17 protein-coding genes are annotated in these 26,293 nt (G+C 62.1%); 13 read left to right on the top strand and 4 right to left on the bottom strand.

The genetic code is table 11. The annotated features are described in order from the left end of the window. Nucleotide 1: 1 nt before the first annotated feature. Genes cas7g through cas2 form a run of 4 tightly spaced genes read right to left on the bottom strand, consistent with a single transcriptional unit; the run spans nucleotide 2 to nucleotide 6,048 of the window. Nucleotides 2-1,093, bottom strand: coding sequence for a type I-G CRISPR-associated RAMP protein Csb1/Cas7g (gene cas7g / locus SINAC_RS13500; protein WP_015246203.1), 1,092 nt, complete (start codon nucleotides 1,091-1,093; stop codon nucleotides 2-4). Beyond that, complete coding sequence (gene cas8g1, locus SINAC_RS13495; RefSeq protein ID WP_015246202.1) at nucleotides 1,090-3,387, bottom strand: type I-G CRISPR-associated protein Cas8g1/Csx17; 2,298 nt, start codon at nucleotides 3,385-3,387, stop codon at nucleotides 1,090-1,092. The genes cas7g and cas8g1 overlap by 4 nt, the downstream gene beginning before the upstream one ends. Beyond that, a complete protein-coding gene (gene cas3g / locus SINAC_RS13490; protein WP_015246201.1) occupies nucleotides 3,384-5,762 on the bottom strand; it encodes a type I-G CRISPR-associated helicase/endonuclease Cas3g in 2,379 nt (792 codons plus the stop codon). The genes cas8g1 and cas3g overlap by 4 nt, the downstream gene beginning before the upstream one ends. A gap of 31 nt (nucleotides 5,763-5,793) precedes the next feature. Next, nucleotides 5,794-6,048, bottom strand: coding sequence for a CRISPR-associated endonuclease Cas2 (cas2, locus tag SINAC_RS13485; protein WP_015246200.1), 255 nt, complete (start codon nucleotides 6,046-6,048; stop codon nucleotides 5,794-5,796). Nucleotides 6,049-6,516: 468 nt separating this feature from the next. Between cas2 and SINAC_RS39850 the strand changes: the two genes are divergently transcribed. The 13 genes from SINAC_RS39850 to dgoD all read left to right on the top strand — a co-directional run bounded on the left by SINAC_RS39850 (nucleotide 6,517) and on the right by dgoD (nucleotide 25,866). Next, a complete protein-coding gene (locus tag SINAC_RS39850) occupies nucleotides 6,517-6,666 on the top strand; it encodes a hypothetical protein (protein ID WP_020466204.1) in 150 nt (49 codons plus the stop codon). Between the two features lie 1,476 nt (nucleotides 6,667-8,142). After that, complete coding sequence (locus SINAC_RS13480; protein WP_015246197.1) at nucleotides 8,143-8,940, top strand: SprT-like family; 798 nt, start codon at nucleotides 8,143-8,145, stop codon at nucleotides 8,938-8,940. A 96-nt stretch (nucleotides 8,941-9,036) separates the two neighbouring features. Next, nucleotides 9,037-9,831 carry an SIR2 family NAD-dependent protein deacylase gene (locus tag SINAC_RS13475; RefSeq protein ID WP_015246196.1) on the top strand — a complete coding sequence of 265 codons (795 nt, stop codon included), beginning with the start codon at nucleotides 9,037-9,039 and terminating at the stop codon, nucleotides 9,829-9,831. Nucleotides 9,832-10,016: 185 nt separating this feature from the next. Next, entirely contained in the window at nucleotides 10,017-11,591 is a 1,575-nt protein-coding gene (locus SINAC_RS13470) for a hypothetical protein (RefSeq protein WP_015246195.1), read from the top strand. Nucleotides 11,592-12,385: 794 nt separating this feature from the next. Beyond that, nucleotides 12,386-13,468 (top strand): WD40 repeat domain-containing protein, encoded by a 1,083-nt coding sequence (locus SINAC_RS13465; protein ID WP_015246194.1) that lies wholly within the window; start codon nucleotides 12,386-12,388, stop codon nucleotides 13,466-13,468. 478 nt (nucleotides 13,469-13,946) lie between these two features. Next, the gene (locus tag SINAC_RS13460) at nucleotides 13,947-14,960 is read left to right on the top strand and encodes a LacI family DNA-binding transcriptional regulator (RefSeq protein WP_237722530.1); all 1,014 of its coding nucleotides are present in this window, start codon (nucleotides 13,947-13,949) and stop codon (nucleotides 14,958-14,960) included. A 209-nt stretch (nucleotides 14,961-15,169) separates the two neighbouring features. After that, a complete protein-coding gene (locus SINAC_RS13455; protein ID WP_015246192.1) occupies nucleotides 15,170-15,607 on the top strand; it encodes a hypothetical protein in 438 nt (145 codons plus the stop codon). 47 nt (nucleotides 15,608-15,654) lie between these two features. After that, nucleotides 15,655-16,578 (top strand): DUF1559 domain-containing protein, encoded by a 924-nt coding sequence (locus SINAC_RS13450; RefSeq protein ID WP_015246191.1) that lies wholly within the window; start codon nucleotides 15,655-15,657, stop codon nucleotides 16,576-16,578. Nucleotides 16,579-16,797: 219 nt separating this feature from the next. Further along, nucleotides 16,798-20,082, top strand: coding sequence for a DUF1553 domain-containing protein (locus tag SINAC_RS13445; protein ID WP_015246190.1), 3,285 nt, complete (start codon nucleotides 16,798-16,800; stop codon nucleotides 20,080-20,082). A gap of 17 nt (nucleotides 20,083-20,099) precedes the next feature. Continuing rightward, entirely contained in the window at nucleotides 20,100-21,575 is a 1,476-nt protein-coding gene (locus tag SINAC_RS13440) for a DUF1501 domain-containing protein (protein ID WP_015246189.1), read from the top strand. A 44-nt stretch (nucleotides 21,576-21,619) separates the two neighbouring features. Further along, nucleotides 21,620-22,945, top strand: coding sequence for an MFS transporter (locus SINAC_RS13435; RefSeq protein ID WP_015246188.1), 1,326 nt, complete (start codon nucleotides 21,620-21,622; stop codon nucleotides 22,943-22,945). Nucleotides 22,946-22,960: 15 nt separating this feature from the next. Next, nucleotides 22,961-24,406 carry a neutral/alkaline non-lysosomal ceramidase N-terminal domain-containing protein gene (locus SINAC_RS13430; protein WP_015246187.1) on the top strand — a complete coding sequence of 482 codons (1,446 nt, stop codon included), beginning with the start codon at nucleotides 22,961-22,963 and terminating at the stop codon, nucleotides 24,404-24,406. Between the two features lie 281 nt (nucleotides 24,407-24,687). Next, nucleotides 24,688-25,866, top strand: coding sequence for a galactonate dehydratase (gene dgoD, locus SINAC_RS13425; protein WP_026011995.1), 1,179 nt, complete (start codon nucleotides 24,688-24,690; stop codon nucleotides 25,864-25,866). Nucleotides 25,867-26,293 lie beyond the last annotated feature (427 nt).

Raw genomic sequence — 26,293 nt, 5'->3', positions numbered from 1 at the left:
CTTACTCCTTGCCGGCCGGCTTGTTCCAGGTCAGGGACGTCGTAGTCGGGGTGGCGAAGTGGGGTTTGCACGCCTTAATCAGTGTGGCGAGCTCTTTCGCGAGTTCCTCCGTGGAAGGCAGGGCGAAGTCCTTGGGTCGGCCCACCTTGATGCCACCGGCCTTCTCGTCGACTTCGAGCTCGCAGGCGGTTCGAAGCCGCATATTGGAGTCGAGGAACCGGCGGACTTTCCAGAGCGAGAGGACCTCAAGGAGCCTGGTCGCCTCAGTGGGGAGGCCGTAGCCGCGGATCTGGGTCAGGTCGAGCGAGAAGAACGCGATGATCGATCGTGCGGTGAACTCGGACCGGTGGAACGGCACGTTGCCATAGCCCCCTTTGGCATCGACTCCGCCGACCTTGGGTCTGGGCAAGACCCGGTCGAACTTGACGCCGCCGCTGTCAGCGCGATCGACTCCGCTTGCTTCAATGAACGCGGACAGAGCCCGTGGGTGGCGCAACCGGCCGGCGATCTTCTCCAGGAAGATGCCGTGGATCAGCGAATTCGGGTCATATTGAAAACAGACGGCCGCTAACTTGCGGAGGTTGACCACGCCGGCCACCTCCTCGCGTTCTTTTTCGCCGGCCCCATCCTCGGCTGGAGCGGTTTCGACTGCCTTTTTCGAACCTTTTTTGCCTGGTACCGACCCGAGCCCAAGCTCTTTCCTGACCATGTCGGCGAACGAGCTTCCGTCGTTAGTTGACCCGTTCATGATATAGGGGGAGTTGAGTCGATGGAATTCGAGCAGGCTGCTCGTCGTGTCGGTTCCGTTACCGATGCCCGAGAGTTTGACTGTGACGAACGGTAGCCCCTTCAACTCGGGCACGATATCGTCGTTGGCCTCATCCCAGCAGACGGCCTCGAGCCGGTTGGCCATTGACTGGGCCGACTCGACGAGCAGCATCGAGACGCTGCCGCCATGGCCGTCCGGAGCGTTATATTGTGCCGCACCCAGGTCCGGGAACCCGGTTGGCTGGATCCGAGTGCCAATGACTGGCTTAAGGTGGGCCTCAATCAGGACGCGTGGAGCGGTCTTCAAAACAGCATCCAAACTCATAATGTATCCTCCGATTCAGGTGGGTAGAGGACGGCGTTGGCTACCGCCTCGAGGTCAGGTTCAGAGAGTGGGAACATCATTGCGGCGAGGAGCCGGTCGGGGCGGAACGGTGATTCGATGGAAGGAGAGCGGTCGGGCCGGCGGCGGTTGCGATACCCATAAACGAGCCGGCCCCGCGCCTTCAAACGGCGGGACGCGCGAATTATGCATTGGCCGATCGCGTCGGGTTGGCCAGAGGCAAGGATGTGAAAAATTTCGGGATCAATCACGGTATCCGGTTGGCTGGCTTTTGTAAGCTTCCATTTCAAGCGATAGCCGGTCGGGCGACTGCTCCACGGTTCGATGATGCGCCGAGATACACGAACCGGCTCAACTGACCATTGTTCGACCAGGAGCCGGGGCACGCCAAAGTCAAACGGAACCGTCACAACCTTGGCCGCTTCGATGCTGTCATTTGAGGCCACATCGTCGCCCTCAACGGTTTCGTCGCTATCTCTCGGCTTTACTGCTGGCCAGTTGATGGCTGCGAGGCCCCAGATGAGGTCCGCAAGTTTATCGTCATCAATGTTGCCAAGCAGGAAAGTGCTCACGTCTTTGAGCTTTGCGGGGCAAGGAGACCGAAGAGAGATCATGGTCTGGTTGTCGCGGAACGCCTCAATCTGTCGGCGGATGAAGATCGCTGAGAGGTTGGCGGCGAGTGGCCGATTTGACCAGACCGCCCCTTGGTTCTTGTCTTTATGCCATTGGAAGGACCGGTCATTTCTCTCTTCCACCGACTCGAGGAAGACTCGAAACGGGCCGACTTTGCCTTTCGCTTCGATGCCCGAAAGTGCGACCGCAAGCCGGAATTCCGGGGTCCCGTCGTCGGCCTGCATGAGCCAATCCTCGGGGAGATTCTGGAGGGGGCGAAGCGCTTTCTCTTCGCAGAATCGCAGGCCGATCGACAAGGTCCGTTCGGCCCGTCCCAGGGCGCGGAGCACGTTGTTGAGTCCTTGGTGGGCGGACTCGCTCCCCGTCGAGAATGTATAGATCGCCTGGTCGATCTGCCGGAGGGCCGTGCGGTAACGCGCCGGGGTCTTTTCCGAGTCGCGGCAGGCCTTGCGGAGTTGGCTGAGCCATTGGGTGAGACCGGGGTCTTCGAGCAGGCGTGCCATCGGCTTCAAGGTGACCGCCACACGGCCAAGTGGGACTGCAAAATATGACAGACCATTGCGCATCACGAATGCATAGCGAACGAACGCGTCGACGCCCCGACTCACCCCCAGCAGATTGATCGCCAGGGCAAATTCGATGCTGTTCCGGGCCTGTCGTCGGCCGAGCTGGACGCGGCCCTCGGTGAACAGGTACGTCAGCTCGGCGAGCGTCATCGGCCGCTGCCACCAGAGGGGGAGCCACAATTCAGCGCGGGTGCCGCTCTCTGCCTCCTTGTCGGATTCGGAGGCGTACCCGACGGCGATCGGCTCGACGCAAAAAGGGAAGCCGGCTTTGCCGGCCGTATCGCTCCCCAGTCGCCGCGAGGCTGCGCCAGCGAACATCAATGTGCCTTCGATCGCCAGGAGGTAATCCCAAGGGTTCGCTCCGCCTCCGCCGTCGAAGCCCTGAGAAGAGTTCGGGCCGCCGATCGCACCGGGGCTGAAATGGCCGACTGAGATTCCCTCGAACGTTGAGCTGAATTCGCCGAACAGGGAGTTGGACACCCCTCCGTCATCGGTCCCGTCGACCAGAAGCGAGACCACCAGCTGAGCAAAGATGGAGACGTAACTTCCACTCCCCTCGTTGCCCCCCGTGCCGAGGAGAGGGGGGAATTTGCGGGAATCGTCGGTCAATATGAACACGGCGTCGAGCCAGCCGAGCACGGCGTCGGGAAGGTTATTGCGGCAGAGTCGCATCAGCCTCAGCTTGTCATCGTCTCGGACCTTCTCCGTCATTCCGTTGGTACGCAGGAGGTTGCGAACGGCCTCAATCGTGTCGTGAAAGAGGGCGAGCCGCGGAATTGCCTCGGCGCTTGCGACAATCTGGTTCAACGCTTCGCGGGCCGACGATTCCGACGAGCCGGGGTAGAACCCAGAACGGGCGCCCCAGGGGCCGATGATTGGGGTCGGACTGTAACGATTGGCGAAGAAGTCGATCAGCCCTTCGCGGTCGAGCGTCGTGTGCAACTGACAGACGCCACCGTGCCAGACCATCGTGGCCGACGGGTCGGCTTGCTCGACCACGAGGCGGAAGATGCCCAGAGCTTTGAGGTAGCTCATCAGCGGCTCGGGGGGGCAGCCAGGCAAGTCGATGACGTTCACCTATTTCCTCCTTTCCGTTCTTGCTTGCTCGCACGGAGGTCGGCGGACCGCAACAACGACTCCATATAGGCCAGTCGGAACGGGCCGAGCGCATCGCGGAGTGCCAGCGCTTTGGCCGTCCAACTGTTCTCGCCACCGAGTTGCATTGGTGAGAGGTCGAGCGTCAGCCCCAGGCACGTCTCGCCGCCGAGGTCGACATCGTTTAGCGTGTCGCCATCGTGGACCCCCTGGGCAAAGAGGGTGCCCGGGCAGTCGGATGGCTTCTCGTCTGGCAGCGAGCGAAGACTCAGCCGGATCTTGCCGTGGTGGGCGGCGATCACGTAGACCACCTCAAACGGCAGACCGTGCTGGAGTGCGGCCAGGGCCGATACGAGTTCGTGACGGAAACGCGGGCGGTCGTAGGAGAGTCGCCCGGTTTTGCCCGACTTAGCCCAGAGCTTTTGGGGATCAAGCTCGGGATTGGCTCTCCGCATGCCGCGTTGACACACGTCATGAGCCTTACCCGCGTCATGCCAGCGGGCCGCGCGTCTCAAATGGTCCGACCAGCCATCCGCCAGGTTGCCGAGTTTCTCCAGGATCGTTTTGAGCTCGTCGAGGACGTGCTCCGTATGCTCGGCGATCGTGAATTCCGGCCCACATGAGTTTAGATCGTCTCCGACGGCCTCCTCGAGTTGTCGATCCGATTCGTCGGGTTCCGGTTTGACGGGGTCCGTCGAGTCTTCGTCCCAACCGACCTCCGTCGAGTAGCCCCCCGAGGAGGCCGGCAGCAGGATCGTCAGGCCGGGGTGCACCTCGCGGTCGGGATTGTGAATCATCCGCCACTTCCCGTCGAGGTGGTCCCACAGATAGGCGATCCGCTTTTGCCCTTTCTTCTCTTTCTTGAGGAATGCTCGAAAGGTCTCGATCCGCACGCGACACAACTCGAGCTGGTTTGGGGATATCACGTCTCTTTCAGGAACACCGGGGCCAACCTCCCGCCAGTAGACTTGAACGTCGCTGTCCTTCTCGTCGCCGCGGACGAATGGCGCGATGTCGATGTCGTTGCCGGAGAGGTCGGGCGTCGTATCGAAAAGGTCGAGCAGGTCGCGGCGGCGGAGGACGTGGGTAGGGACGAAGTCCAAGATGATCGACCTTTCCCTTTTGAAATCATCGAGCGCCTTCGGCGAGACGTCTTGCCCTTCGAGCTCGACCAATTGCTTTCGGGCGAACTGAAGGTGAGCACTCTCGTACGGGGCGCCTTGCTTGTCGGGATCGAGGTCGATCCAGAAGACGCGGCCAGGGCCATCATCTCCCGTACGGTTACATCGCCCGATCCGCTGGACGAGGCTCGCCCACGGGGCAATATCGGTGATGATTGTACGCATAGAAATGTCAACACCAGATTCAACAACCTGGGTGGCGACGATGATCCGATCCTTCACAGGCTTCATAAGTTCGTTGTTTAATTTTTTTCGCTCGAATTGGCGAAATCGAGAGTGGACGAGGAGCACCTCTTTCGACGCGGACTTATCCTTTATGATCGAATTATAGACCTCTTTCGCACGGTCCACGGTGTTGAGCACAACCAGTGTCTGCGTGCCGGGAATGTGATGTCTGATGACCTGCTGGGCCACCTCTTTCTCGTCCTTGGTTGCCATGACGCCCAGAGATTGGAGCGTCTTCTCGGCGGTCATCCGTTTGTACAAGGGCCGCCTTGGGTCATAGTCGTCGGCTTCGAGTTCGAGCGAGGGCCCCCGGGGCCGCTTAGCGAAATCCACGGTGTCGAGCCAGGCCGGCTCCAGGGTGGCCGACATCCAGAGCGACGAGCATGGAGCGACCGTGCCCAGTGAGGCTCGCAAGCCCGCCAGTTGGGCTGAGGTGGAAACTCCGTTGCCCATCAATTGCGGCTCGTCGAACACCCAGAGGCAGTCGTTGTTTAGCAGCCCGAAGTCGATGGGCCAGTGGAATCGGCTCGTGGCATACCCGCGGTTGAGCGCCCGCGACAGCAGCATATCCTGGGTGCCGATGAGGATCGCGGAGCGTTCCGGGTCGAGAAACCACTCGTCTTTCTCCGCGCCTCCCATCAGGACGCTGATCTTGGTGGGATCCATCCCGATCTTGACGAGCTCGTCGACCCACTTGCTCGCCTCGCGAACCGACTGCTCGACGAGTACCCTCATCGGTAGGCAATAGACCAGCCGGCGCGGGGTTACTCGCCGCACTGCGTCCTCGGCGTAGTAACGCCTCCAGAGCCAGCCGAGCACGGCCGCCGCCGTCTTCCCCGCCCCGGTGGGAACGCGAACCAACTCCGCTAGCTCCGGGGCAGTCGCAAGGCGGATTTGGTAGGGATAAGGAGACGTTTTTGTTGCATGTTCGAAAAATTTATCAAATTTCATGATTCAGCTCACGATGATCATATCCCTCGCATCATGCGGCTCGATCGGCCGCCCGATTGCCTTGATCAGGCCCGCGCACCGCTTGTAGAGTGGCACGAAACAGGACCTGATCTCTGTCCAGGTCGACGATGTCATAAAGACGGCTGCGTAGTCGTACCAGGTCGGTCGCCGATAGTCGACAAAAAAACACTGAATACTGTTTCCGGAGCCCGAAGTCCTCGCAGGCCCAGGCGACCTTGCGGAGCCGCTTGGGGTCGGCGATGTCGTAGTCGACCAGGTAGGCCATGGGACTGCCCGGTCCTCATCGCACGGTGAAGCTGGTGTAGCGCAGGGGTTCGCCGCGGACGTAAGCGGAAATGCATGCGGGCCTGGGTTTCCAGCATCCGGCCGTAGCTCGTCTTGTAGCCGTAGGTCGGGTGGATGGCGACCGTTGCCTTGCAAGTTACGTACGCCTCGAAGAACTTCTTGCGACTCTTGGCGGTGAGCTGGCAGGCCTCGCGCCAGATCAGGAAATCGGGGCTGCCCAGGATGCCGTTGTTAAGAGGTTGAGAACAACGCTGTCTACGATCACAGATCCGAACTCCTCCATGAGGTCGAAGCTAAGAGGGTAGGCGACCGCAGCGAGAAAAACAAGCTTCTTGTGAATTTTAATTACATTGGATCCTAAATCGCGGCTTGACTGGAGTGAGCTATTGCCGCTAGTCTCTTAAACGTGTGCTATGTATCTCCAACCGTAAACGGAAAGGTGCAAACCATGGCATGGCTGAGCGGACATCTCAAGTTCCCCGCTTGGGCAATCATCCTGCTGGGGGTGATGCTGGTGGCCTTTGCTGCGACCCTCGGTTGGCGACTGTCCGGTCGCGTGCAGAGCGTCAGCTATTGGGAAGACGCTCATCCTTTTTGAGGGATCGCGTCGTGATGGGGACGCTCGAGATAAACCTCCCGCATTGAGTACTCCAGCAATGCGACCGTAGGAGAGTTGTGCAATCGTCGGAATTACTGTATGGTCAGGCGATTGCAGTCGCGATCCCATGCCGATCTGGCGTGGCCCCATTGAAGATTGTGAATTTTTAAAACATTGGATCGTTGAGCCAATGTTTCCACGGCCTTTGAGCTGTGGCCCCATTGAAGCGTTTTGTGGACTTAGGTGCTTTGTCGGCCAGAGCTTCAAGAACCTCCGGCTGTGTGTTTGGGGCCGACGATCGCCTGAGTTCGTGCTCAGGCTGACGACGGCGGTTTTGCTGTTTTGCAACGAGCATGGGAAACGGCCGTCTCTTTGTCGGAACGCAATCGATAATGGATTGCCTGCGGTACGCGAGTGCGGCCAGTCTGAAAATTTACTTGGAGGATGGCGTTTTCGCATGCTCGCTCAAGATATCGTGAGCTGGCGGTTGAGGTGTTTGAAGGAGTTCGTTGCGGCGGTTAGGCTGTTTTGGTTCCCGTTACCGTCGGACTTCATTCTTTAACCAAGTGACTCGTAGCGGCAGCAGCGTAAGCGCTTTGGCAAGATGATTGCCGTCCTCGAGGCCCACGTCGGGAACGGTTTTTGTCCGGCGACACGCGTTGGTTCGTGGCTGGATCACTACCTGGACGCTATCCCGTGTCTTGGGTTGACCACACAACTGACGGTCGGAGGTTTGGTGCCCCACTTGCTCAATAGTGAGGGTGCTCAGAGGAAGTGAACGATCACCGCCTTCCGAGGTGTTCGTCGTGCATTCCCGGCAACGATCCATGCGTTCGGGGTCGGCGGCATGGTGACGATCCACCTGGCTGCCGCTCTGGGCTTCGACTTGGTCGACTCGACTCTTCGGGGTGGCGTCAGCGGGTGGCTCGAGGGCTGGTCGTCCTTCGAACCAGAGAGGAGCGTCAGGCCTCCAACTCGGCTTTTGGAAGGGGTACGCGCTGTAATGTAAGAGGAAGTGTAGGCCGAGCTGAAAAACTGCCGCTGCCCCTACCTATCGCGCACGCGGGATTGAAGGGTTCGAGTCCCTCTGGGGCGAGGGTTTTGCCTAACGGGCCGTGCATAATCTTGCCACACTGCTCGACAAAGCGGCCCTGATCGACCGCCCCCTGGCTCAAGTGACTGCCCGAGTTGGTCGTCGCATTCTCGGCAGCAGGATGGCCGGTCTGGTCGAGCTTGCCTTGGAGGAGTTGGGATGAGCTATGCAGACTGTCTCGTCGCCCCACGGGAGGGCTGTCTGATCCTGACAGCCCGCGCGGCCCGGCCGGCTGATCAGACCAAGGCGATGTGCCCAACGGGCTTGCATCCCCCGGTCAGCTCGTCTGAAATAAGAGGGTCGGCCCTCGATTGTTCCGGAAGCCCGATCGAAGACACCCTATGAGCCATCCTGATCCACACTTGACTCATAGGACAGCGCAGGTGGATCGTCCGGCTTGCCTCATGTCGCTCCACCTCACTGCGGACGAGGTCGCTTTGAGGAACGGTCACATCTATGAGGAGATCCTGCGCCGGTCGGAGCAGGTCCGCACCGGGAACTTCATCGTGCTTGGGACCGCCGACCTGCACTTGCTTTTTGGGCTTTACGACGCCAGGTTTTTCGACGGGTTACTGCGCCGGATGCTCCGTGAGGACGGGGCTGGCGAGGTGGCGCTGCGGCTCTCGGCCCGGATGACCCGCTCGGCCGGCAAGACCTACATGCGGCGGGAACGTCGGCGGACTCCGGCCGGGGTGATCGAGCGGGTTGAGTACGAGATCGCCGTTTCAACCCTGCTGTTGTTCCAGAACTTCCAGGAGCCAGGGCGGCCGGTCAGCGTCGGCGGGCTGGTCTGTCGCGATTGGCTGGAGGTCCTCCAGCGGATTTTCGAGCATGAGCTGCTTCACCTGGCCGAGTTCCTCGCCTGGGGCCGGTCGAGCTGCGCGGCCGCGAACTTCCATGCCCTATCGCGGCGGATCTTCGGGCACGAGGGAGCGACTCACGACCTGGTGACACCGCGCGAGCTGGCCGCCGAGGTCTATCAGGTCCGGGTCGGCGACCGAGTCAGCTTCGAACACGAAGGACGGCGGTGGGTCGGTAGGGTTAATCGGATTACGAGGCGGGCGACGGTGTTGGTCGAGGACTTGCAAGGCAGCCTCTACTCGGACGGCCGGCGGTACATGACCTTCTATGTCCCTGTCCCGTCGCTCTGTAAGGAGATCGGACTAGGGAAGCGCGGGTGACGGGATGGAAATCACGGACCCGGCCCGGACGTCTTTGGAACGGGATAAATGCTTTTGTGCTAATTGTTGTATTTGTGAATTCGGATGGAAATCGCCATGCTCTTGACCGAGGCCGACTCTCGTACGATCGACCACGTCGTTGAACTGTTGCGGCCCGACCGGCGTCTGCTCTTCATCACAGGCGCGGGGCTCTCTGCCGACTCGGGGCTGCCGACCTATCGTGGCGTCGGCGGGCTCTACGGTGACGATCGCCTGACCCGTCACGGCGATGCGATCGAAGAAGTCCTGTCAGGCTCGATGATGTGTCGGAATCCGGAGGTCACCTGGGAGTATCTCATTGAGCTGGAGCGGACGTGCCGAGGCGCGGCACCGAACCGAGCTCATGAGGTCATCGCTGCAATGGAGGACGGTTTCGCGGCGGTCTGGACTCTGACCCAGAACGTTGACGGACTCCATCGCCGAGCCGGCTCGCGCCAGGTTATCGACATCCACGGCGACCTGCACGTCCTGATCTGCACCCGTTGCGACTACCGCGAGGAGGTTGAGGACTTCACGCACCTGGATGTACTGCCACTCTGCCCGCGCTGCGACGCGATCGTTCGCCCCGACGTCGTCCTCTTCGGTGAGGAATTGCCGGTCGAGAAACTGGCGTTGCTGGAACGCGAGTTGGGCCGTGGATTCGACCTGGTCATCTCGGTCGGCACCAGCAGCGTCTTCCCGTATATCGCTTCGCCGGTCTTCCGGGCGCACCGGGCGGGCGTGCCGACGGTGGAGATTAACCCGGGATTCTCGGAGGTCTCGGAGGTGGTGGACCACCGGATGACTGCGGGGGCCGCGCTGGTGCTGGGGACGCTGTGGGATCGCTATCTGGCCCGAACCGGGCACGGTTGAGCCAACTGGCCGGGCGCGAAAACGACGAGACAACTCAGGCGTCGGAGACGGAGGACTTGTACGCGTTTGCCGTTTTGGGTATCTGGAGATTAAAGAGAGGTCTTCACCACCAATCCTGATAGAATCGTCAACGATCCGGGCTAACGGAGATTCCTCTCGTTTCACGTGAATAAGGACAAAAGACGATGGGCACACCGCACAAGCGTCGGGAGTTCTTGGGAAACGTCGGTCGAGGGATGCTGGTCGCGAGCGTCGGCTTCGGAACGGCGTTCGATATGGGGCTCACTTCTGCCTGGGCCGATGGAGACGGCGATGGCGGCGAACGCCTTGCCTTTGGCGGGCTCGAGCCGCTTGTGAGTCTGATGCAGGAGACGTCCGTCAAAAGCCTGGTCCCGGTGCTCGTCGAGAAGCTCCGTGCGGGGACCGAGCTCAAGGAACTCGTGGCCGCCGCGGCGCTGGCCAACGCGAGAACGTTTGGCGGTGAGGACTACATCGGTTTCCACACCTTGATGGCTCTCGCCCCCGCTTATCACATGGCGCGCGAGCTCCCGGAAGACCGTCAGGCACTGCCGGTCCTCAAGGTGCTCTACCGCAATACGAACCGGATCCATGAGCATGGCGGCCGCGCTTCGGAAGTGCTGAAGACGGTCAAGCCGGGTGTGCTCTCCGGCGGGCATGATCCTGGTGAAGCGCTTCGCGATGCCGTGCGCAGCCAGGACCTGAACGAGGCCGAGCGCACCTTCGCCGCGATTGCCGCCGGCTCTCCCGAGGAGGCGTTCAACCGCCTACTTCTTACCGTTGAGGACCATACCGAGGTCCACCGCGTCGTCCTCCCCTACCGCGCCTGGGAACTGCTTGACGTCGTCGGCAAGGAACAGGCCCATACGATGCTTCGTCAATCGGTTCGGTACTGCGTCAAGAGTGAGCGTAACGGCAATCACTCGGTCGAGCCTGATGGACCCCGCGTTCTCTTGCCTCGCCTGTTTGACGAGCACCATCTCCCGAGGTCGGAACCCGGCACGAAGCGGCCCGGCGACGACTGGGTCGCTGCGATGTGCAAAACCATCTTTGAGTCGAGTCCGCCCGCGGCTGCCGATGCGGTCGCCGCGGCCCTGGCCGACGGGATCGACCCGAGTGACATCGGCGAGGCGATCGCGCTGGCGGCGAATCAACTCGTCCTGCGCGACGCCGGCCGCCCCGAGCGTTGGGCTTCGCCGGGCAAGCCTTCAGGGAGCGTCCACGGGGATTCGGTCGGGGTTCATGCGAGCGATGCAGTCAATGCCTGGCGGAACATGGCACGCGTGGTCAACCCGCGAAACGCGGCCGCCTGCCTGATCCTTGCCGGTTACGAGGTGGCCCGCGACCGCCAGAGCCGCGACGCCGACTTCCGCAAGTGGACCCCGCGCCCGCTTGCCGACGTTCTCGAAGCCGTCAAGACGACCGAACCCAAGCGTCTGCTGAACGAGACCGAATCTGCGATCCAGGCGAATCAGCAAGAGATTGCCTCCGCGCTCGTCCACCGCTACGGCACGCTCGGCCACGACCCCGCGCCTGTGTTCGCGCTTTTGCTCAAATATGCCGTAAGCGAAGATGGGGCGCTCCACGCCGAGAAGTATTATCGAACGGTTCGTGAGGAATTCACCTCGACCCGCCCTGCCTTCCGCTGGCGGCAGCTCGTCGCCCTTGCTCGCGTGACCGCCAGCGAATGCGGCCGACCCGCGCCGGGCGTCGCCGAGGCGAAGGATTTGCTCAAGGTCTAAAGCAACGGCCGAGGGGTGCGGGTCGAGCCGATTTGGTCTGCGCCTCTCGTCGCTGAATTTGGATATGTTTTGTGTTGCAGCCTTGCACGCAGATCACAGACGTGTCACGGCGATGGTCAGAAGTCTGGAGTGGTTTTTATTTGGAAAGAGTCAAAATAATTAAATTGATTGATTGGGTTCTCCTCAGCCCCAGTGGGGCCACTCCAAGTCCGCCCGAGAACGGATCGAGCCAAAAACAAGTCGCCCTGAAGGGGCCGCCCACTCCTCTCATCGATGACCAATCGGTGGGGGAGTAGGTTGCCTCCTCAGGGCTTAAGTGTTGAGTGGTTAGGAGATCCAGAGCGTTGCTCAGAACTGAAGTAATCAAAACTTCGTGAATGGATGAGCGTGGTTGTGCGTCATGCGCTTTGCTGGAGCCCCGGCTCTGTCGTCGCGAAATGGCGGGAGACAGCGGCAATCATACCATTGGTGAATCCAAGCATCAGACGTAGTATGAATGGATATCGATTTTTGATTCATGGTCTCTTGACGAGTCGTTTGGCGTGGTTATTGTGGGGGCAAGATGGCTTGTTCGGTCGTGGACGACTTGGCCTGACCGGGCGGGTCGATAGAGAAATTCAGAGGACTGCTGAGGCACGTCGGACTCCTTTCTCGCATGGTTTCCTGGAACGTGACCCACAACGACCGAGCTGCCGAGAAATGGGGCTGAAGGGAGCGGGGAGGTCTCGACTCGCTTCTTGCCGGACTGATTGGCGGCCGATCCGAGCTTTACCCCCTCACGCTCGAGGTGCGGAATGTTCTCCAGACCCCGACGAACGGTAGGTCCGCGCGACCCAGGCCCCGAGAAAGAGGTCGAAGCTCATGACGACTGGGGCGGGGTCCCTTGCCGGGTGAGGGTTATCACTCGCGGCCTGGCCCTCATGTTGACTCTGATGCTCGTCGGTCTCGCAGGCCAGTCTCGATCGTCGTTGTCGGTACCGGCGGCCATTGCCACCTACGACGGGTTCAGTAGCTGTGTCAGAGCGCTGGTTCTTTCTGCCGACGATCGGACGATCTACGGTTGTAACGCCGACGGTACTTACACCACCTGGGATTCTCGCTTATCCAGGGCCAGGGTCTGCGCTTCCCAGGGGCCTTATATTGTCCGGGCCTTGTTCGCTCACGATGGCTCGAAGCTGGCCGTTGTGGATACCGCAGGGGTCGTTTCGCTCTGGGAATTGGTCCAATGGCGGCGGTTGGTCGAGATCCCGTCTCGAGGCGGCATGGCCAAGCCGCTGGCCTTCAGCCGAGACTGCACCACCTTGGCCACGGCCGACGACCTGGGCGTTCGGCTTTGGGACGTGACGAAGGCGACTCCGAGTGTGGGGCCGGAGCTTGATCTCGACGGTGTCACGAGCTTGGCATTCGCTTCCGACGGCCGGACCTTGGCCGTCGGGACTGTTGATGGGACGGTCCGGCTCTGGGATTCGGCTCAAGGGCGTCAATTCCCCCGATTCCGTGCGCATGGGTCTGAAGTGATCTCGCTTGCGTTCGCTGAGGCCGACCGAATGCTCGCCTCTTGCAGTCACAACGAGAGGATGGTTCGCCTCTGGGACGTGGATGTGGACGCGGGCCGGCTTCTCAAAGAGTTTGACGGTCGCTCAGCGATCCAGGCCTTTGCCTTTGCGCCTGGGTCTCGGGAGTTGGCCACGGCAGGGTTCGATGGGGCCGTTCGGCTCTGGGATGTTGCGACGGGGGATTCGCGCTGGGACCTCTCGGCGGGCGACGGCCCGGTCACGGCACTGGACTTCTCGGCGGATGGCGCGACCTTGGTATGCGGCAGCATCGGGGCGCTCCGGTTGTACCGGCTCGACGTTTCCCCGCCGTCTACAGACTGACGACTGCTTCGCGAGCTGTTCGTCGGAGACTTCGCGCAATCGTTGGCATCCGCAAGATCCGTGACACCTCGGACATCCTGAATCATCCAGGCGCACATGAGTCGAGGTCGCCGCTTCGTGGTGCCTCCGACGATTGCTGGCGGATCTCAGTCGGGCCACCAGAAGCCAACGAATCTACCGGATGCACCACTGGAGGTGTCCTGGGGGCTTTGGGGCCGTCGCCGGAACGTGACTGCCGGGGTGGTGCCGTCGATTGAAAACCGGGGCCGAGGTCACAGGGCCGCGACGTGCTTTGGGGAGGCGAGTCGGCTCTGGCCGGACGCCCTGGGCCCGTTGCGTCGGAGACTTCATCTCGCGGCGGTGGAGAATTTACTCATTCTCAAATAACGGCATCCATCTAGCTTTTATGCCGCTCCGTTGGTTACTTTTCAAGTGACCTCGGACAAGGCCCCGGTATCATAGCAAGGTGCGATTTTTCATGAGCGTGACAATGCGTGACGTGGCGAAACAGGCTGGAGTTTCGCTCCAGAGCGTCTCGAACGTCCTGAACGGTCGGACCTCGCAGATGCGGGAGGAGACCCGTCAGCGCATCGTGCAGTCGATCCGCGATCTGAACTATCAGCCCAACGTGCAGGCACGGGGCTTGCGGCTGCAATGCACCAAGACCATCGCCTTCCTCACCATCGACCCGGCGGTCCGCTTCCTCTCCGACCCTTTCCACGTCGCCATCCTGAGCGGAATGGTCGACACACTCCGGCAGCAGGACTATGGGCTCCTGGTCCAGGGGTTCCATCCCGACCAGGCCGGCGGGGTGTTCCGACGTCTCGTGCATCAGCGGCGCTTCGACGGCGCGGTCGTCCACCTTTCCGGCTCGCCGGATCGGCGGGCGGAACACATCGAGGAACTCGCGAGCACGGGTTCCCCTTTCGTCCTCATCGAAGATCGCGCAGAGGCTCCCACCGCCGCCTGCGTGCTGGCCGATGACCGAGGGGGAGCCGCTGCCGCTGTCGCCTTTCTCCAGGCCGAAGGACACCAGCGGATTGGGTTCCTCGCGACCGACCGCCTCTGGCCCGCCGTGGAGAAGCGGATCGCCGGTTACGAAGAGGCGATCTACGCAGGCGGAGGCCGTTGGAGCAAGGTCTGGGAAGTCGAGCGCGAGACCGTCGAGGGGGCCCGCAACAGGGTGGAAGCCGTCCTCCGCGACGATCCCACCGTCACCGCCATCCTTTGCGCCAACGACGTGCTTGCCGTCGGCGCAATCCAGGCCGCCAAGCAACTCGGCCGCAAGGTCCCAACCAGCCTGTCCATTATCGGCTTCGACGACTTCGACTTCGCCCAGTACGTCGACCCCCCCCTCACGACCGTGGCCTTGCCCGGCGTTGAGATGGGAGGACGCGCCGCCGAACTCCTCCTCACCTACATCCAAAATGGCAAATTCGACACCCCAGAGGTCGTCTTCCCCACCAGGTTAATCCGTCGTGGCAGTGCTTGACGTGCCTACACATCCATGCAGCCTTCCCCGTTTGCACCCATCTTGAGGATTCCTCTTCGGGGTCGACCTCGCGAAGAGAAAATCGACAAATCTTCCGATATAGAACTTGACGGCCATTGGTTCGTCTCTTAATTTCTCTTTAACGATAAAGTGCGGGCGAAAGCCCGTCGGTTTGCGGCCTGGGCACTTGAAATCGGAGGCGAATTCGCATGGGCTCCTCGCTCGGCGCCGATTGGCGGCGACTGTCGTCAGGGATCGTCGTCCTCGCCTTGTTCGGGGGTTGCGGCGGTGCGGGTGACGACCTGCCGCGCCAGGAGGTCTCGGGGAGCGTCATCCTCCAAGGGGAGCCGCTCTCGGAAGGGATGATCCAGCTTCGGCCCGAAACCAATCAGGGGACCTTCGCCAGCGCGGCGATCAAAGACGGCAAATACTCCATCCCTCGCCATGAGGGACCGGTTGCTGGGGGGTATCGGGTGATCATCACCAGCCCTCCGAAGTTGACAGGTGCTTCGGCCGACGGTGGACCAGGGAAGGCTCCACCGTCTCCCCCGGACCTCGTCCCCAAGAAGTACAACGCCTCGAGCACTCTGAACGCCGAGGTCAAGGCGGGGCAACCGAACACGTTCGATTTCGACCTGAAGAAGTGAGTGTACAGGAACGCAGAAATTATGTAATCATGAAGGAGAGTCAAAGAATGAAACGCCGGTGTCGTGGATTCACGCTGATCGAGCTGCTGGTCGTCATCGCCATCATCGCCGTCTTGATCGCGCTGTTGCTCCCGGCCGTGCAGGCGGCACGCGAGGCCGCAAGGCGCGCCCAATGCGTCAACAACATGAAGCAGGTTGGAATCGCGATGCACAATTATCATTCCGCGATCAACTCGCTGCCCCCCGGCAAGAGCGACTGTTGTTGGGGGTCGTGGATGGTCTTCATCTTGCCCTATCTCGAGCAGCAAAGTCTTCAGAATAGCTATAATTTCTCGTTTTCTCCGAGCTACAACGTCGGTCAGACCACCTACTATTTCGGCGCCATCCAGACCACGGTCACCAATCGCAGGATTGGCACGTTGACCTGCCCGACTGACACGCCGAATGCGCCGTCGTTTGGTGTAACGTCGCACAGCTACGCGGTCAATTACGGTAACACGGCGATGGATCAGCAGGCGGAACTGAACGGAGTCCGGCATGGTGGGGCCCCGTTCACGAACATCTATGGCAGGCCCGGCGTCTACAGTTTCGCCGACATCCCCGATGGCCTGAGCAACACCCTCCTCGCCTCGGAGGTGATCATGGGGCAAGGGACCGACCTTCGCGGGTTCACCTGGTGGGGGGATGCCGCGGGCTTTTCGACCTATCTTCCCCCCAATAGCACCGCCCCTGACGTCATCTATTCGTCGGATTATTGCAAGAGCGGTTATATGCTCAACCCGCCCTGTATCTTCCCCGATTCTAACGCCCAGCCCCGAATGTTCGCCTCGCGTGGGCGGCACCCCGGCGGTGTGAATACCCTCTTCGGTGACGGCAGTGTGAAGTTCATCAAGAACACGATCAACATCGTGACCTGGATGAGCGTCAGCACGACCAAAGGGGGCGAGATCATTAGCGCCGACGCCTACTGAAACGGAAATGCCCAAGCCAACTGGGAGCCGCCTTCGCCTTGGCGCGGTAGCATGTTCCGGGGGGCATTCCTCGCCGTTGCATCGGTGACGAGCCCCCTGCCTTTTCGGTAAGGTATCCAGATCACGGTTGTCCTCCGGCGGAGATTCATCAGACTCCCCGGCCGTTCGACCACCCTGCCTATCGCATCGGTTGGCGGGAAACGATGGAGATTCACCGGGATGCGTTCTGCTCTTACCCCCATGACCGTCCTCTGGTTCGCACTCGCCGCAGGCACGACGCTGGCCGACGAGACGGTGGACTATGTCAAGCAGATCAAACCGATCTTCTCGGCCCGGTGCTATTCCTGCCACGGAGCCCTCAAGCAGAAAAACAAGCTCCGCACCGACTCGGTGAAGTCCCTGATCGAAGGGGGGGACAGCGGGCCGGTGATCGAGCGGGGCAAGAGCGACGAAAGCTTGCTGGTTGACCTCATCACTGAAGAAGGCAAAGGGCGGATGCCTCCCCCCGGCGATGGCGAGGCGTTGAGCGCCGAGCAAATTGCGTTGATCAAAACATGGATTGATCAAGGGGCCGTCGCCCCCCCTGACGATTCTCTTGAACCCGACCCGCGCGATCACTGGGCCTTCCGTGCCCCGATTCGTCCCTCAGTCCCGTCAATCGATGCCACGCACAGCGGGAACCCAATCGACGCGTTCCTCGCCGCAAGTTGGAAGAAGAAAGGTCTGACCCCGCAACCCCCGGCTCTGAAAGGTCTGTTGCAGCGCCGGGTCTACCTTGACTTGACCGGCGTTCCCCCCACGGCTGAGGAACAGGCCGCGTTCCTGGCCGACGATTCGCCTGATGCCTACGAAGCGATGGTCGATCGCCTTCTCGCCGGTAAGTCGTATGCCGAGCGGTGGGGACGACATTGGATGGACATCTGGCGATACAGCGATTGGTGGGGGTTGGGTGCCGAGCTTCGCAACAGCCAGAAACATATCTGGCATTGGCGGGATTGGATCATCGAGTCGCTGGCCGCCGATAAAGGCTATGATCAGATGGTCCGTGAGATGATCGCCGCCGACGAGCTGACCCCCGACGACCCCGATCGGCTTCGCGCCACCGGTTACCTTGCCCGCAACTACTTCAAGTTCAACCGCAACACCTGGCTTGAAGAGGTCGTCGAGCACACCGGCAAGGCCTTCCTGGGCTTGACGTTCAACTGTGCGAAGTGCCACGACCACAAATACGACCCCATCAGCCACAACGATTATTACCGCCTCCGCGCCTTCTTCGAGCCCTATCAGGTCCGGACAGACCAAGTCCCTGGCGAGCTCGATTTCGAGAAGGGGGGCCTACCTCGCGTTTTCGACTGCAACCTCGATGCTCCAACTTATCGCTTTGACCGCGGCAACGAGGCCCAACCGCTGAAGGATCAGCCGCTCAAGCCGGGGATTCCGGCATTGCTGGCCTGGACTGATCTTGAGATCAAGCCCGTGACACTGCCGGTCGAAGCCTCGCGGCCGGGGTTGCGTCCGTTTGTGCTCGAAGACCAGCTCAAGGCGGCAAATGCTCGGGTGGCAATGGCCCAGGCGGCCTTGGCGAAGGCAAGAGACCAACGGGCTGCGGCCGAGGCGGATGAGAACGCGGCTACCGCCACCGCTGACCGGTCGGAGGGCGCGGGGAGCTACCGCTTTCAGGATAACTTCGCCATCCCTCGCCCCGACGACTGGGAGACGACGGCCGGCCTTTGGGAATACAAGGGCGGCAAGCTCGTGCAGGATAATCCGGCTGAGATCCGTTCCATGCGACGGACCAGGTCGAATCATCCGACCGACTTCCGCGCGAGCCTCCGGTTCACCATCACCGGCGGCGAACCCTGGAGATCGGTCGGTTTGAGCTTTGACTCGGCCGAAGGACGCGAGGTCCTCGTTTATCTGAGTGCCCACGCAGGCGGTCCCAAGCTGCAAGTCTCCTACCGGCAAGCGGGTCAAGACTTCTATCCGCCGGGAGGGACCCTGAGCCGGTCGATCAAGGTTGGCGAGCCGTATGAGCTGACCGTCAGCGTTCGAGGGCCGTTGGTGAACGTCGCGGTCAACGGCGAACATGCGCTGGCCTACCGGCTGCCCGTCGAACGGGCCCCCGGGGCGATTTCGCTCGTCACCTTTGCGGCGAAGGCGGAATTCAGGTCGATGGAACTGGCGGCTCTCCCTCCCGGGGAAAAGCTGGTCGCGGTCGATTCGCCTCAGTACAAAGGTGAAACGCCGGTCGCTCAAGCCAAGGCCGCAGTGACGCTCGCCGAGAAGGTCCTTGCAACTGCCCTGGCACAGCCGGAAGCTTTGCAGGCGCGGGCCGCTGCCGATCGCGCTCGCCATCGACAACCCCCGGCCGAAGACGCGAAGGCACTGGCCATCAAGGCGGCGCATGCGGAGCGGCAAGAAGCCTTGGCCAAGGCCGAGGAAGAACTCGCACGCGTCGAATTGCAGGTGGATGCCAAGGCCCAGGACGCTGAGGCCAACCGGAAGAAGCATGAGGTCGCGACCGCCACCTTGGCCGCCGCCCGCAAGGCGTTCGAGGCGGAGAGCGAGGAGTACACCCCACTCCGGGGGGCGGTGAAGGCGGCCGAATCCCCTACGGACACCGGCGCTCCGAATGTCCTGACCTTCCCCGCTACGAGCACCGGCCGTCGCACTGCGCTGGCGAATTGGTTGACCGACCGGAAGAATCCGCTCACGGCCCGCGTCGCGGTCAACCATATCTGGGCACGCCACTTCGGTAAGCCGCTGGTATCGACCGTCTTCGACTTCGGCCGCAAAGGGGCTCAGCCGACTCATCCCGAGTTGCTCGACTGGCTCGCCATCGACTTCATGGAGAACGGCTGGAGCATGAAGCGGCTCCATCGGATGATCGTCCTTTCCGACGCCTACCGCCGCAGTTCCTCGAGCGCCGGAGCGGACTCTGCGACCTTGGCGAGCGATCCGGAAAACCATCTCTATTGGCGGATGAACCCGGTCCGGATGGAGGCGCAGGTCGTCCGCGACAGCCTCTTCCACCTGGCCGGCGAATTGTCCGATCAAGGGGGAGGCCCGCCCGTCCCCCAGACCGAGGCGATGTCTCCCCGGCGGAGCCTCTATTTCGTGCATTCGCACAACGACCACAACAAGTTCCTCTCCACCTTCGACGATGCCAGCGTGCAGGACTGTTACCGTCGTGGTGAGAGCGTCGTCCCGGTGCAGGCGCTGGCCCTCTGGAACAGCCGCCTCGCGCAGACCATGGCGGCGAAGATTGCGAACCGACTGGAGGATCGGCTCGGCGAACCTTCCGACGCGAAGTTCGCCACCGAGGCGTTCCGGATGCTCCTGGGCACCGCGCCGACGGCCGTTGAGCTTGCGGCTTGCGAGCAAGCCCTCTTGGACCTGAAGAGACTGTTGGAAAAGCGAGGCGCGACCACGCCAGGTCGCCGCGCCCGCGAGATCCTCGTGCAGTCGTTGCTCAACCACAACGACTTCATCACCATCCGATGACAACGGACGCGCGAACCATGCGAGACCTGATCCAGCAAGGCGGAGGCACCTGCCCCGGGGTCCACCGTCGCCGTTTTCTCGCCGACATGGGGATGGGGTTCACCGGCCTCGCCCTGGGGGCGATGCTCCAGCGCGACGGGGTTGCCCGAGCCTCTGACGGGGTCTGGACGCCCCCCAACGGTCGTCCCCACTTCCCGGCCAAGGCCAAGTCGGTCATCTGGCTCTTCATGAACGGTGGCGTCAGCCACATGGAGACGTTTGACCCGAAGCCCGAATTGAACAAATACGCGGGCAAGACCATCGCAGAGACCCCCTACCAGGGGACGCAGGATCCGAAGAAGCTCGCCTTGGCCCGCGTTGTCGTCGTGAATGACGCCAACGGGCAGTCGCGTACGAAGCTTTATCCGCTCCAGATCGGCTTCAAGAAATACGGCCAGAGTGGGATCGAGGTCAGCGACTGGCTACCGCACATCGGCGGCTGTATCGACGATATCGCCGTCGTGCGCTCGATGTACACGACCGACAACAACCACGGCGCCCAGACCCAATTTCACTCGGGCCGGCACATGCTCGACGGCGAGTTTCCCAACCTTGGGGCGTGGGCACACTACGGTCTCGGCTCGCTCAACGACAATTTGCCTCAGTATATTTCGATGGGCGTCCGGGAATACTGGAACAAGAGCGATGGCCATTACCTCGGGCCGGCACACGACGCGATCCCGATCCGGATCGATCCCGCGAACCCGCTCGACTACGGTCGCCCCGAGATGGACATCGCCGACGCCGAGCAGCGGCTCGGCTTCGGGCTTGTCGATCGCCTGGATCGCCTCCGCGCCGTCGAGTATCCCGACGACCCGACCCTGACCGCTCGGATCAAGGCCTATGAGCTCGCCTACCGGATGCAAGGGTCGCTGCCCGAGGTGATCGACTTCCGGGGCGAGACGGCGGAGACCCAACAGCTCTACGGCCTCGACGACCCGAAGACGAAGGATTTCGGTGCCCAGATGCTGGCCTGCCGGCGACTGGTTGAGCGCGGGGTCCGGTTTGTCCAGGTGCAGGACGGCGGCGGTGGGGCCGGGGCCTGGGATGCCCACGGTGGCCTGAAGGCCAACCACACCGAGAACTGCCGGCGCATCGACAAGCCGATCGCCGGGCTCCTGACCGACCTGAAGCGCCGCGGGTTGCTTGACGAGACCATCGTGGTCTTCGGGACCGAGTTTGGCCGGACCCCCGGCTCGCAAGGGAGCGACGGCCGCGACCACCACATCTACGGCTTCTCGGTCTGGATGGCCGGCGGCGGGATCAAAGGGGGCGTGGTCCACGGTGCGACCGACGAGATTGGCTTCCACGCCGAAGAAAATCGCCACTACGTCACCGACGTCCACGCGACCATCCTCCACCTCCTGGGTCTGGACAGCCGTAAATTGGAGATCCCAGGGCGCAAGCGACTGGAGATCGACCACGGTATGCCCATTCGCGAAATCCTGGCGTAATCAGGCCATCAACCCGGGGGGCTGGTTTGGAGCAAGACGCAAACGTGAATGTGGCGACGGGTGTTGCGGACCTCGCAAGGGAGGAGGGAATCCTCTTTCACGATCGGTCCGCCAATGCCGGCGCATCGGGGGTCCGGCATCTCGTCTTAGTCTGGCTCTGCGTTGCCACGACCATCGCCTATATCGATCGCGGCTGCCTGAGCGTGGCCGAGAAATTGATCCGCGCCGACCTCGGGATGACCGAGTCGCAGATGGGTCTGGTGATGAGCGCCTTTTTCTTGGCCTATGCGCTCTTTCAGATGCCCGCCGCAGGGTTGGACCAGACTTGGGGATCCCGGCGGGCCCTCCCTGTTTTCGCCGCCGCCTGGTCGCTGGCCACCGGGCTCTGTGGGGCGACGCACGGAGTTGCCTTGCTCCTGGTGGCCCGCTTCTCGATGGGGGCCGCCGAAGCCGGGATCTTCCCCTCGTCCACGGGCATACTGAGCCGTTGGTATCCGGTCTCGCGACGCGCTTGGGTCAGCGGGGTCCTGACCAGCTTCATGGGCGTCGGCGGGGGCATCGGGGCGGCCTTGACAGGGTTTGTGCTTGTTTATGTGTCGTGGCGATGGATGTTCCTGCTTTACGCCCTGCCAGGGTTGATCTGGGCGCTCGGTTTCGCCCTCTGGTTCCGCAACACCCCCCGCGAACATCCCTCGGTTAACCCGGCGGAACTTGCGTTCATCTCCGAAGGGGAGAAACTGTCGCATCAGCAGAGACTTGATCCGATCGCCTGGCGTACCCTTTTGACCAATCGGGCGGTCCTCGGCCTGGTCTTGCAGCAGTTCTTCCGCGCGGCCGCGGCCATCTTCTACCTGAGCTGGTTCCCGACCTATTTGCACGAGACCAGGGGGGTAGGCGTTTGGGAAGCGGGCTTGCTCACGAGCCTGCCGCACTGGACGACCATGCTTGGCTGCCTGGCCGGAGGCTGGTTTTCGGATCGGGTCCTGGCGAGGACGGGGAGCCTCCGGCTCGCCCGCCAGGGGGTTTCCGTGGCGAGCATGCTCCTGGCGACCCTCCTGATTGGCCTGGCCTATCCGATCGCCGATGCCCGATTGGCCGTCCTCGTCCTGAGCATCGGGGCCTTCTCCGCTGCGTTGGCCGGACCTTGCGCTTATGCGCTCACGATGGACCTGGGGGGACGCAACACTCCGCAGGTCTTCGGAATCATGAACACATCCGGGGCTATTGGATCGATCCTCTTCCCCATCATCGTTCCCAAGCTTGTCGTTATCACGGGGTCCTGGGATGCCGTGCTCACGTTCTTCGCCGCAATCCATATCGTGGCCGGGGCGTGCTGGCTGATCTTCGACGCCGATCGCGACACCATCTGATTCCACGGATTGATTATGCCGACTCCCTTGGAAATTCCGCAAAGCCTCTGTTCGTTCGGCGTGGCACGAGGTGACGTCACTCCCCCGGTGGGGATCTATCACCGGATGTGGGGGGCCGCCGCCCATGAACGCTCCACCGGGGTGCATCGGCCGCTCACGGCCACGGCGGCCTTCATCGCGCCGCCGAGCCGCCCGTCGGCGGGTATCGTCTTGGTTGCGCTCGACCATTGCCTGCTTTGGGACCTCGAGGCCCAGAAGGTCCTCGAGATCGTGGCGGCGAAGTCGGGGACCGCTCGGGAGCAACTGCTTGTCGCATTCTCACACACGCATGCGGCTGGCCTGATGGACACAGGACGCGCTGACCGCCCCGGGGGTGAACTCATTGCTCCCTACCTGGCCGATCTCGCCGAGCGACTGGCGGACCTCGTCGCCGAGGCCAAGGCCCAGGCGGAACCGGCCACGCTCTGCTATGCGACGGGCCGCTGCAACCTCGCCGCCCATCGCGATACCTTCGATGAGGCTGGCGGTCGATTTGTCTGCGGGTTCAATCCCGACGGCCCCGCCGACGACACGGTCGTTCTCGTCCGTGCCACCAGTGCAGAGGGGCGCACGCTCGCCACCTTGGTCAATTACGCTTGCCACCCGACCACCTTGGCTTGGCAGAATACGCTTATCAGCCCCGACTTCCCGGGAGCGATGCGCGAGGTCGTCGAACAAGCCACTGGCTCCCCTTGCCTCTTCTTGCAAGGGGCTTCGGGGGAACTCGGGCCGCGTGAAGGCTTCGTGGGCGACCCGGCCGTCGCAGACCGCAATGGCCGGCAACTCGGCCACGCCGCGCTCTCGGCTCTCGAAGGGATGCCCCCGCCGCAGACCCGTTTCGAGTACGCCGGACCGGTCGAGTCGGGGGCGGTCATCGGCACCTGGCGTCACGCCCCGCTCGATGCCAACCGCCTTCGCGACCTGGAAGCCTGGGACCTGAAGCGATGGACCGTCGACCTTCCCTACCGCCCCGATCTCCCCACCCTCGAATCCACCCGGCAGGATCGCACGCGCTGGGAGTGCGAAGAGCGAGACGCCCTGGACCGTGATGATCGTGCCCGGGCCGCTGAATGCCGTGCGTTCGTGGAGCGAATGGACCGGCAACTCGTCCGGATCGGCAACCTTCCTCCCGGCCCTACCTTCCCGTTCGACGTCTTGCTCTGGAGAACTGGTGGCGCCGTCTGGCTGGCTGTGGGGGCCGAACATTACCAGCACTTGCAGGTGGAGTTGCGGCGGCGAACCCCCCATGCGTCAATCGTGGTGCTGACTCTGGTCAACGGCTGGCAACCTGGCTATTTACCGGCCGCGTCCGCCTATGGTCGCGGGATCTACCAGGCCGACGTGGCCGTCCTGGCCGCTGGCTCCTTGGAGTCGCTGACCGACAATATCGCCGCTCAGATCGCCGAGTGGTTCCCCACCTGATGGCCCCCTTCGGCCGCCAAGGTTTAACCTTCGGGGCCTACTCCATGGACCGCGCCCTCTGGAATTGGTATGACGTGGTCTCAAACCATGACATGCCGTGCGATGCCCGCGACCGCCGAAAGCCCTGACTGCCCGCAAGGTCTGTCATGTCCCCTTGGCCGCCAAACCGGGGAGCGGGCACCGAAGCCGAGATCGATTTCACCCTGGAGGCGACCGATGCTGGGCTCCTTGATAGGACCGGAGTCGGCCATGCCGGGTGTTATGAGTCAAAGAGAGATTTCATGAAGATTACGAAAATTGAAACATTTGTTTGTAATGCGCGGATGCGAAACTGGATCTTCGTCAAGGTTCAGACGGACCAACCGGGTCTCCACGGCTGGGGTGAGGCGACCCTGGAGTGGCATACCCGCGCTGTGGTTGGGGCGATCGAGGATATCTCGCAACTGCTGGTTGGCGAAGACCCCACGCGGGTTGAACACCTCTGGCAGATGATGTATCGCCAGCATTTCTGGCACGGTAACGGCATCGTGCGCGGGACGGCCATCAGCGGTATCGACCTGGCCCTCTGGGATATCGTCGGCAAGATCCACGGGGTTCCCTGTCACAAGCTGTGGGGAGGGGCGGTCCGCGACCACATTCGGCTCTACTGCCACCTCGGCGGCGGCCGGATGGAAGATTTCTATCAGACCGATCCCGCCGATGCCCGCCGCTTTGGCGAACTGGCCCAACGCGCGGTCGCGCAGGGTTTTACCGCTTTCAAGTCGATGGCCGTCCCCGAGACCATGCCGCTCGAAGGGCTCCGCCCCTTGAAGTACGCCGAGGCTTGCGTCAAGGCCATGCGCGATGCGGTCGGCGACGACATCGACATCATGGTCGACTGTCATGCCCGCCCCTCCCCCCGGATGGGCCTCCGTTTCGCCAAGGTCCTCGAGCCTTTCGGCCTCTACTTCTTCGAGGAACCCTGCTGGCCCGAGACGATTGAGGACATCGCCCTCATCCAGCGCTCCGTCTCGACCCCAATCGCGACCGGCGAACGCCTCGTCTCGCAGCACGCGTTCCGCGAACTGCTGGAACGTCGAGCTTGCAGCGTCCTCCAACCCGACATCACCCACTGTGGCGGTCTCTCCGAGGCCCGGCGGATCGCTGCAATGGCCGAGGCTTATCGCGTGGCCTTGGCTCCGCACAATCCCCAAGGGCCTGTCAGCACCGCTGCCTCGCTCGAATTCGGCTTCGCCACACCTTCCTACATCATCTGCGAAGCCGTTCTCGACGACGTTCCCTGGCGTTCCGACGTTGTCCGCGAGGGCTTCACCATCGAACCCAAGGGACGCATCGTCTACCCCAACACTCTCCCCGGTCTGGGGGTCGAGATCGACGAGGAAGCGATCAAGAAACACCCATTCGAACAGGAAGTCCTTCTCCGGAGCTTCTATCGAGACGGCAGCGTCGGCGACTGGTGAGCGTCTTGATCGCAGGGGTTGTGGACATCGCAGGGTCGAATCGGATTGACGATGGTGGAATCGATCTCACGAAATGCGTGCGAATGGGATCGTCAGGCGCGATGTCCCGCCCCTTGATGATACGTGTTCCGTCCGCAGTTCAAAGGGGCTAGTGGGCACGACGAACTGTGACATAATGGAACTTTTTGCAACCCAAGTTTGGCTTTTTTACGTTTTTCACGGTGGGTCAGGTCAGCGACCTCCGCTGGATTGTGCTGATATGGGTCGTCCCGCTCCCCTGGCGCTGTCGCCTTGGGCCATTATCGATCGAGGCGTCTGAGTGTCTGCATGTGTGGTCGCTTTTGGCAGGCGCTGTATGGGATGAAAAACGAAGAAGACCCGCCGTGCGACCTGGCGCGGCGGGTCATTACCATGTTGTTGTCAGTCC

It is taken from the genome of Singulisphaera acidiphila DSM 18658 (assembly GCF_000242455.2).
Taxonomy (GTDB): domain Bacteria; phylum Planctomycetota; class Planctomycetia; order Isosphaerales; family Isosphaeraceae; genus Singulisphaera; species Singulisphaera acidiphila.
Note: the sequence above shows the minus strand (reverse complement) of the source record. Positions and strands in the feature narration are given on the sequence as shown.

Excerpts from the sequence above, each read along its gene's own strand:
- SINAC_RS13470 (WP_015246195.1), top strand. The coding sequence starts at position 10,017 with ATGGGCACACCGCACAAGCGTCGGGAGTTCTTGGGAAACGTCGGTCGA.
- SINAC_RS13450 (WP_015246191.1), top strand. The coding sequence starts at position 15,655 with ATGAAACGCCGGTGTCGTGGATTCACGCTGATCGAGCTGCTGGTCGTC.
- SINAC_RS13445 (WP_015246190.1), top strand. The coding sequence starts at position 16,798 with ATGCGTTCTGCTCTTACCCCCATGACCGTCCTCTGGTTCGCACTCGCC.
- SINAC_RS13465 (WP_015246194.1), top strand. The coding sequence starts at position 12,386 with ATGTTCTCCAGACCCCGACGAACGGTAGGTCCGCGCGACCCAGGCCCC.
- SINAC_RS13440 (WP_015246189.1), top strand. The coding sequence starts at position 20,100 with ATGCGAGACCTGATCCAGCAAGGCGGAGGCACCTGCCCCGGGGTCCAC.
- cas3g (WP_015246201.1), bottom strand. The coding sequence starts at position 5,762 with ATGAAATTTGATAAATTTTTCGAACATGCAACAAAAACGTCTCCTTAT.
- cas7g (WP_015246203.1), bottom strand. The coding sequence starts at position 1,093 with ATGAGTTTGGATGCTGTTTTGAAGACCGCTCCACGCGTCCTGATTGAG.
- SINAC_RS39850 (WP_020466204.1), top strand. The coding sequence starts at position 6,517 with ATGGCATGGCTGAGCGGACATCTCAAGTTCCCCGCTTGGGCAATCATC.
- SINAC_RS13455 (WP_015246192.1), top strand. The coding sequence starts at position 15,170 with ATGGGCTCCTCGCTCGGCGCCGATTGGCGGCGACTGTCGTCAGGGATC.
- dgoD (WP_026011995.1), top strand. The coding sequence starts at position 24,688 with ATGAAGATTACGAAAATTGAAACATTTGTTTGTAATGCGCGGATGCGA.
- SINAC_RS13475 (WP_015246196.1), top strand. The coding sequence starts at position 9,037 with ATGCTCTTGACCGAGGCCGACTCTCGTACGATCGACCACGTCGTTGAA.
- SINAC_RS13460 (WP_237722530.1), top strand. The coding sequence starts at position 13,947 with ATGAGCGTGACAATGCGTGACGTGGCGAAACAGGCTGGAGTTTCGCTC.
- SINAC_RS13430 (WP_015246187.1), top strand. The coding sequence starts at position 22,961 with ATGCCGACTCCCTTGGAAATTCCGCAAAGCCTCTGTTCGTTCGGCGTG.
- cas2 (WP_015246200.1), bottom strand. The coding sequence starts at position 6,048 with ATGGCCTACCTGGTCGACTACGACATCGCCGACCCCAAGCGGCTCCGC.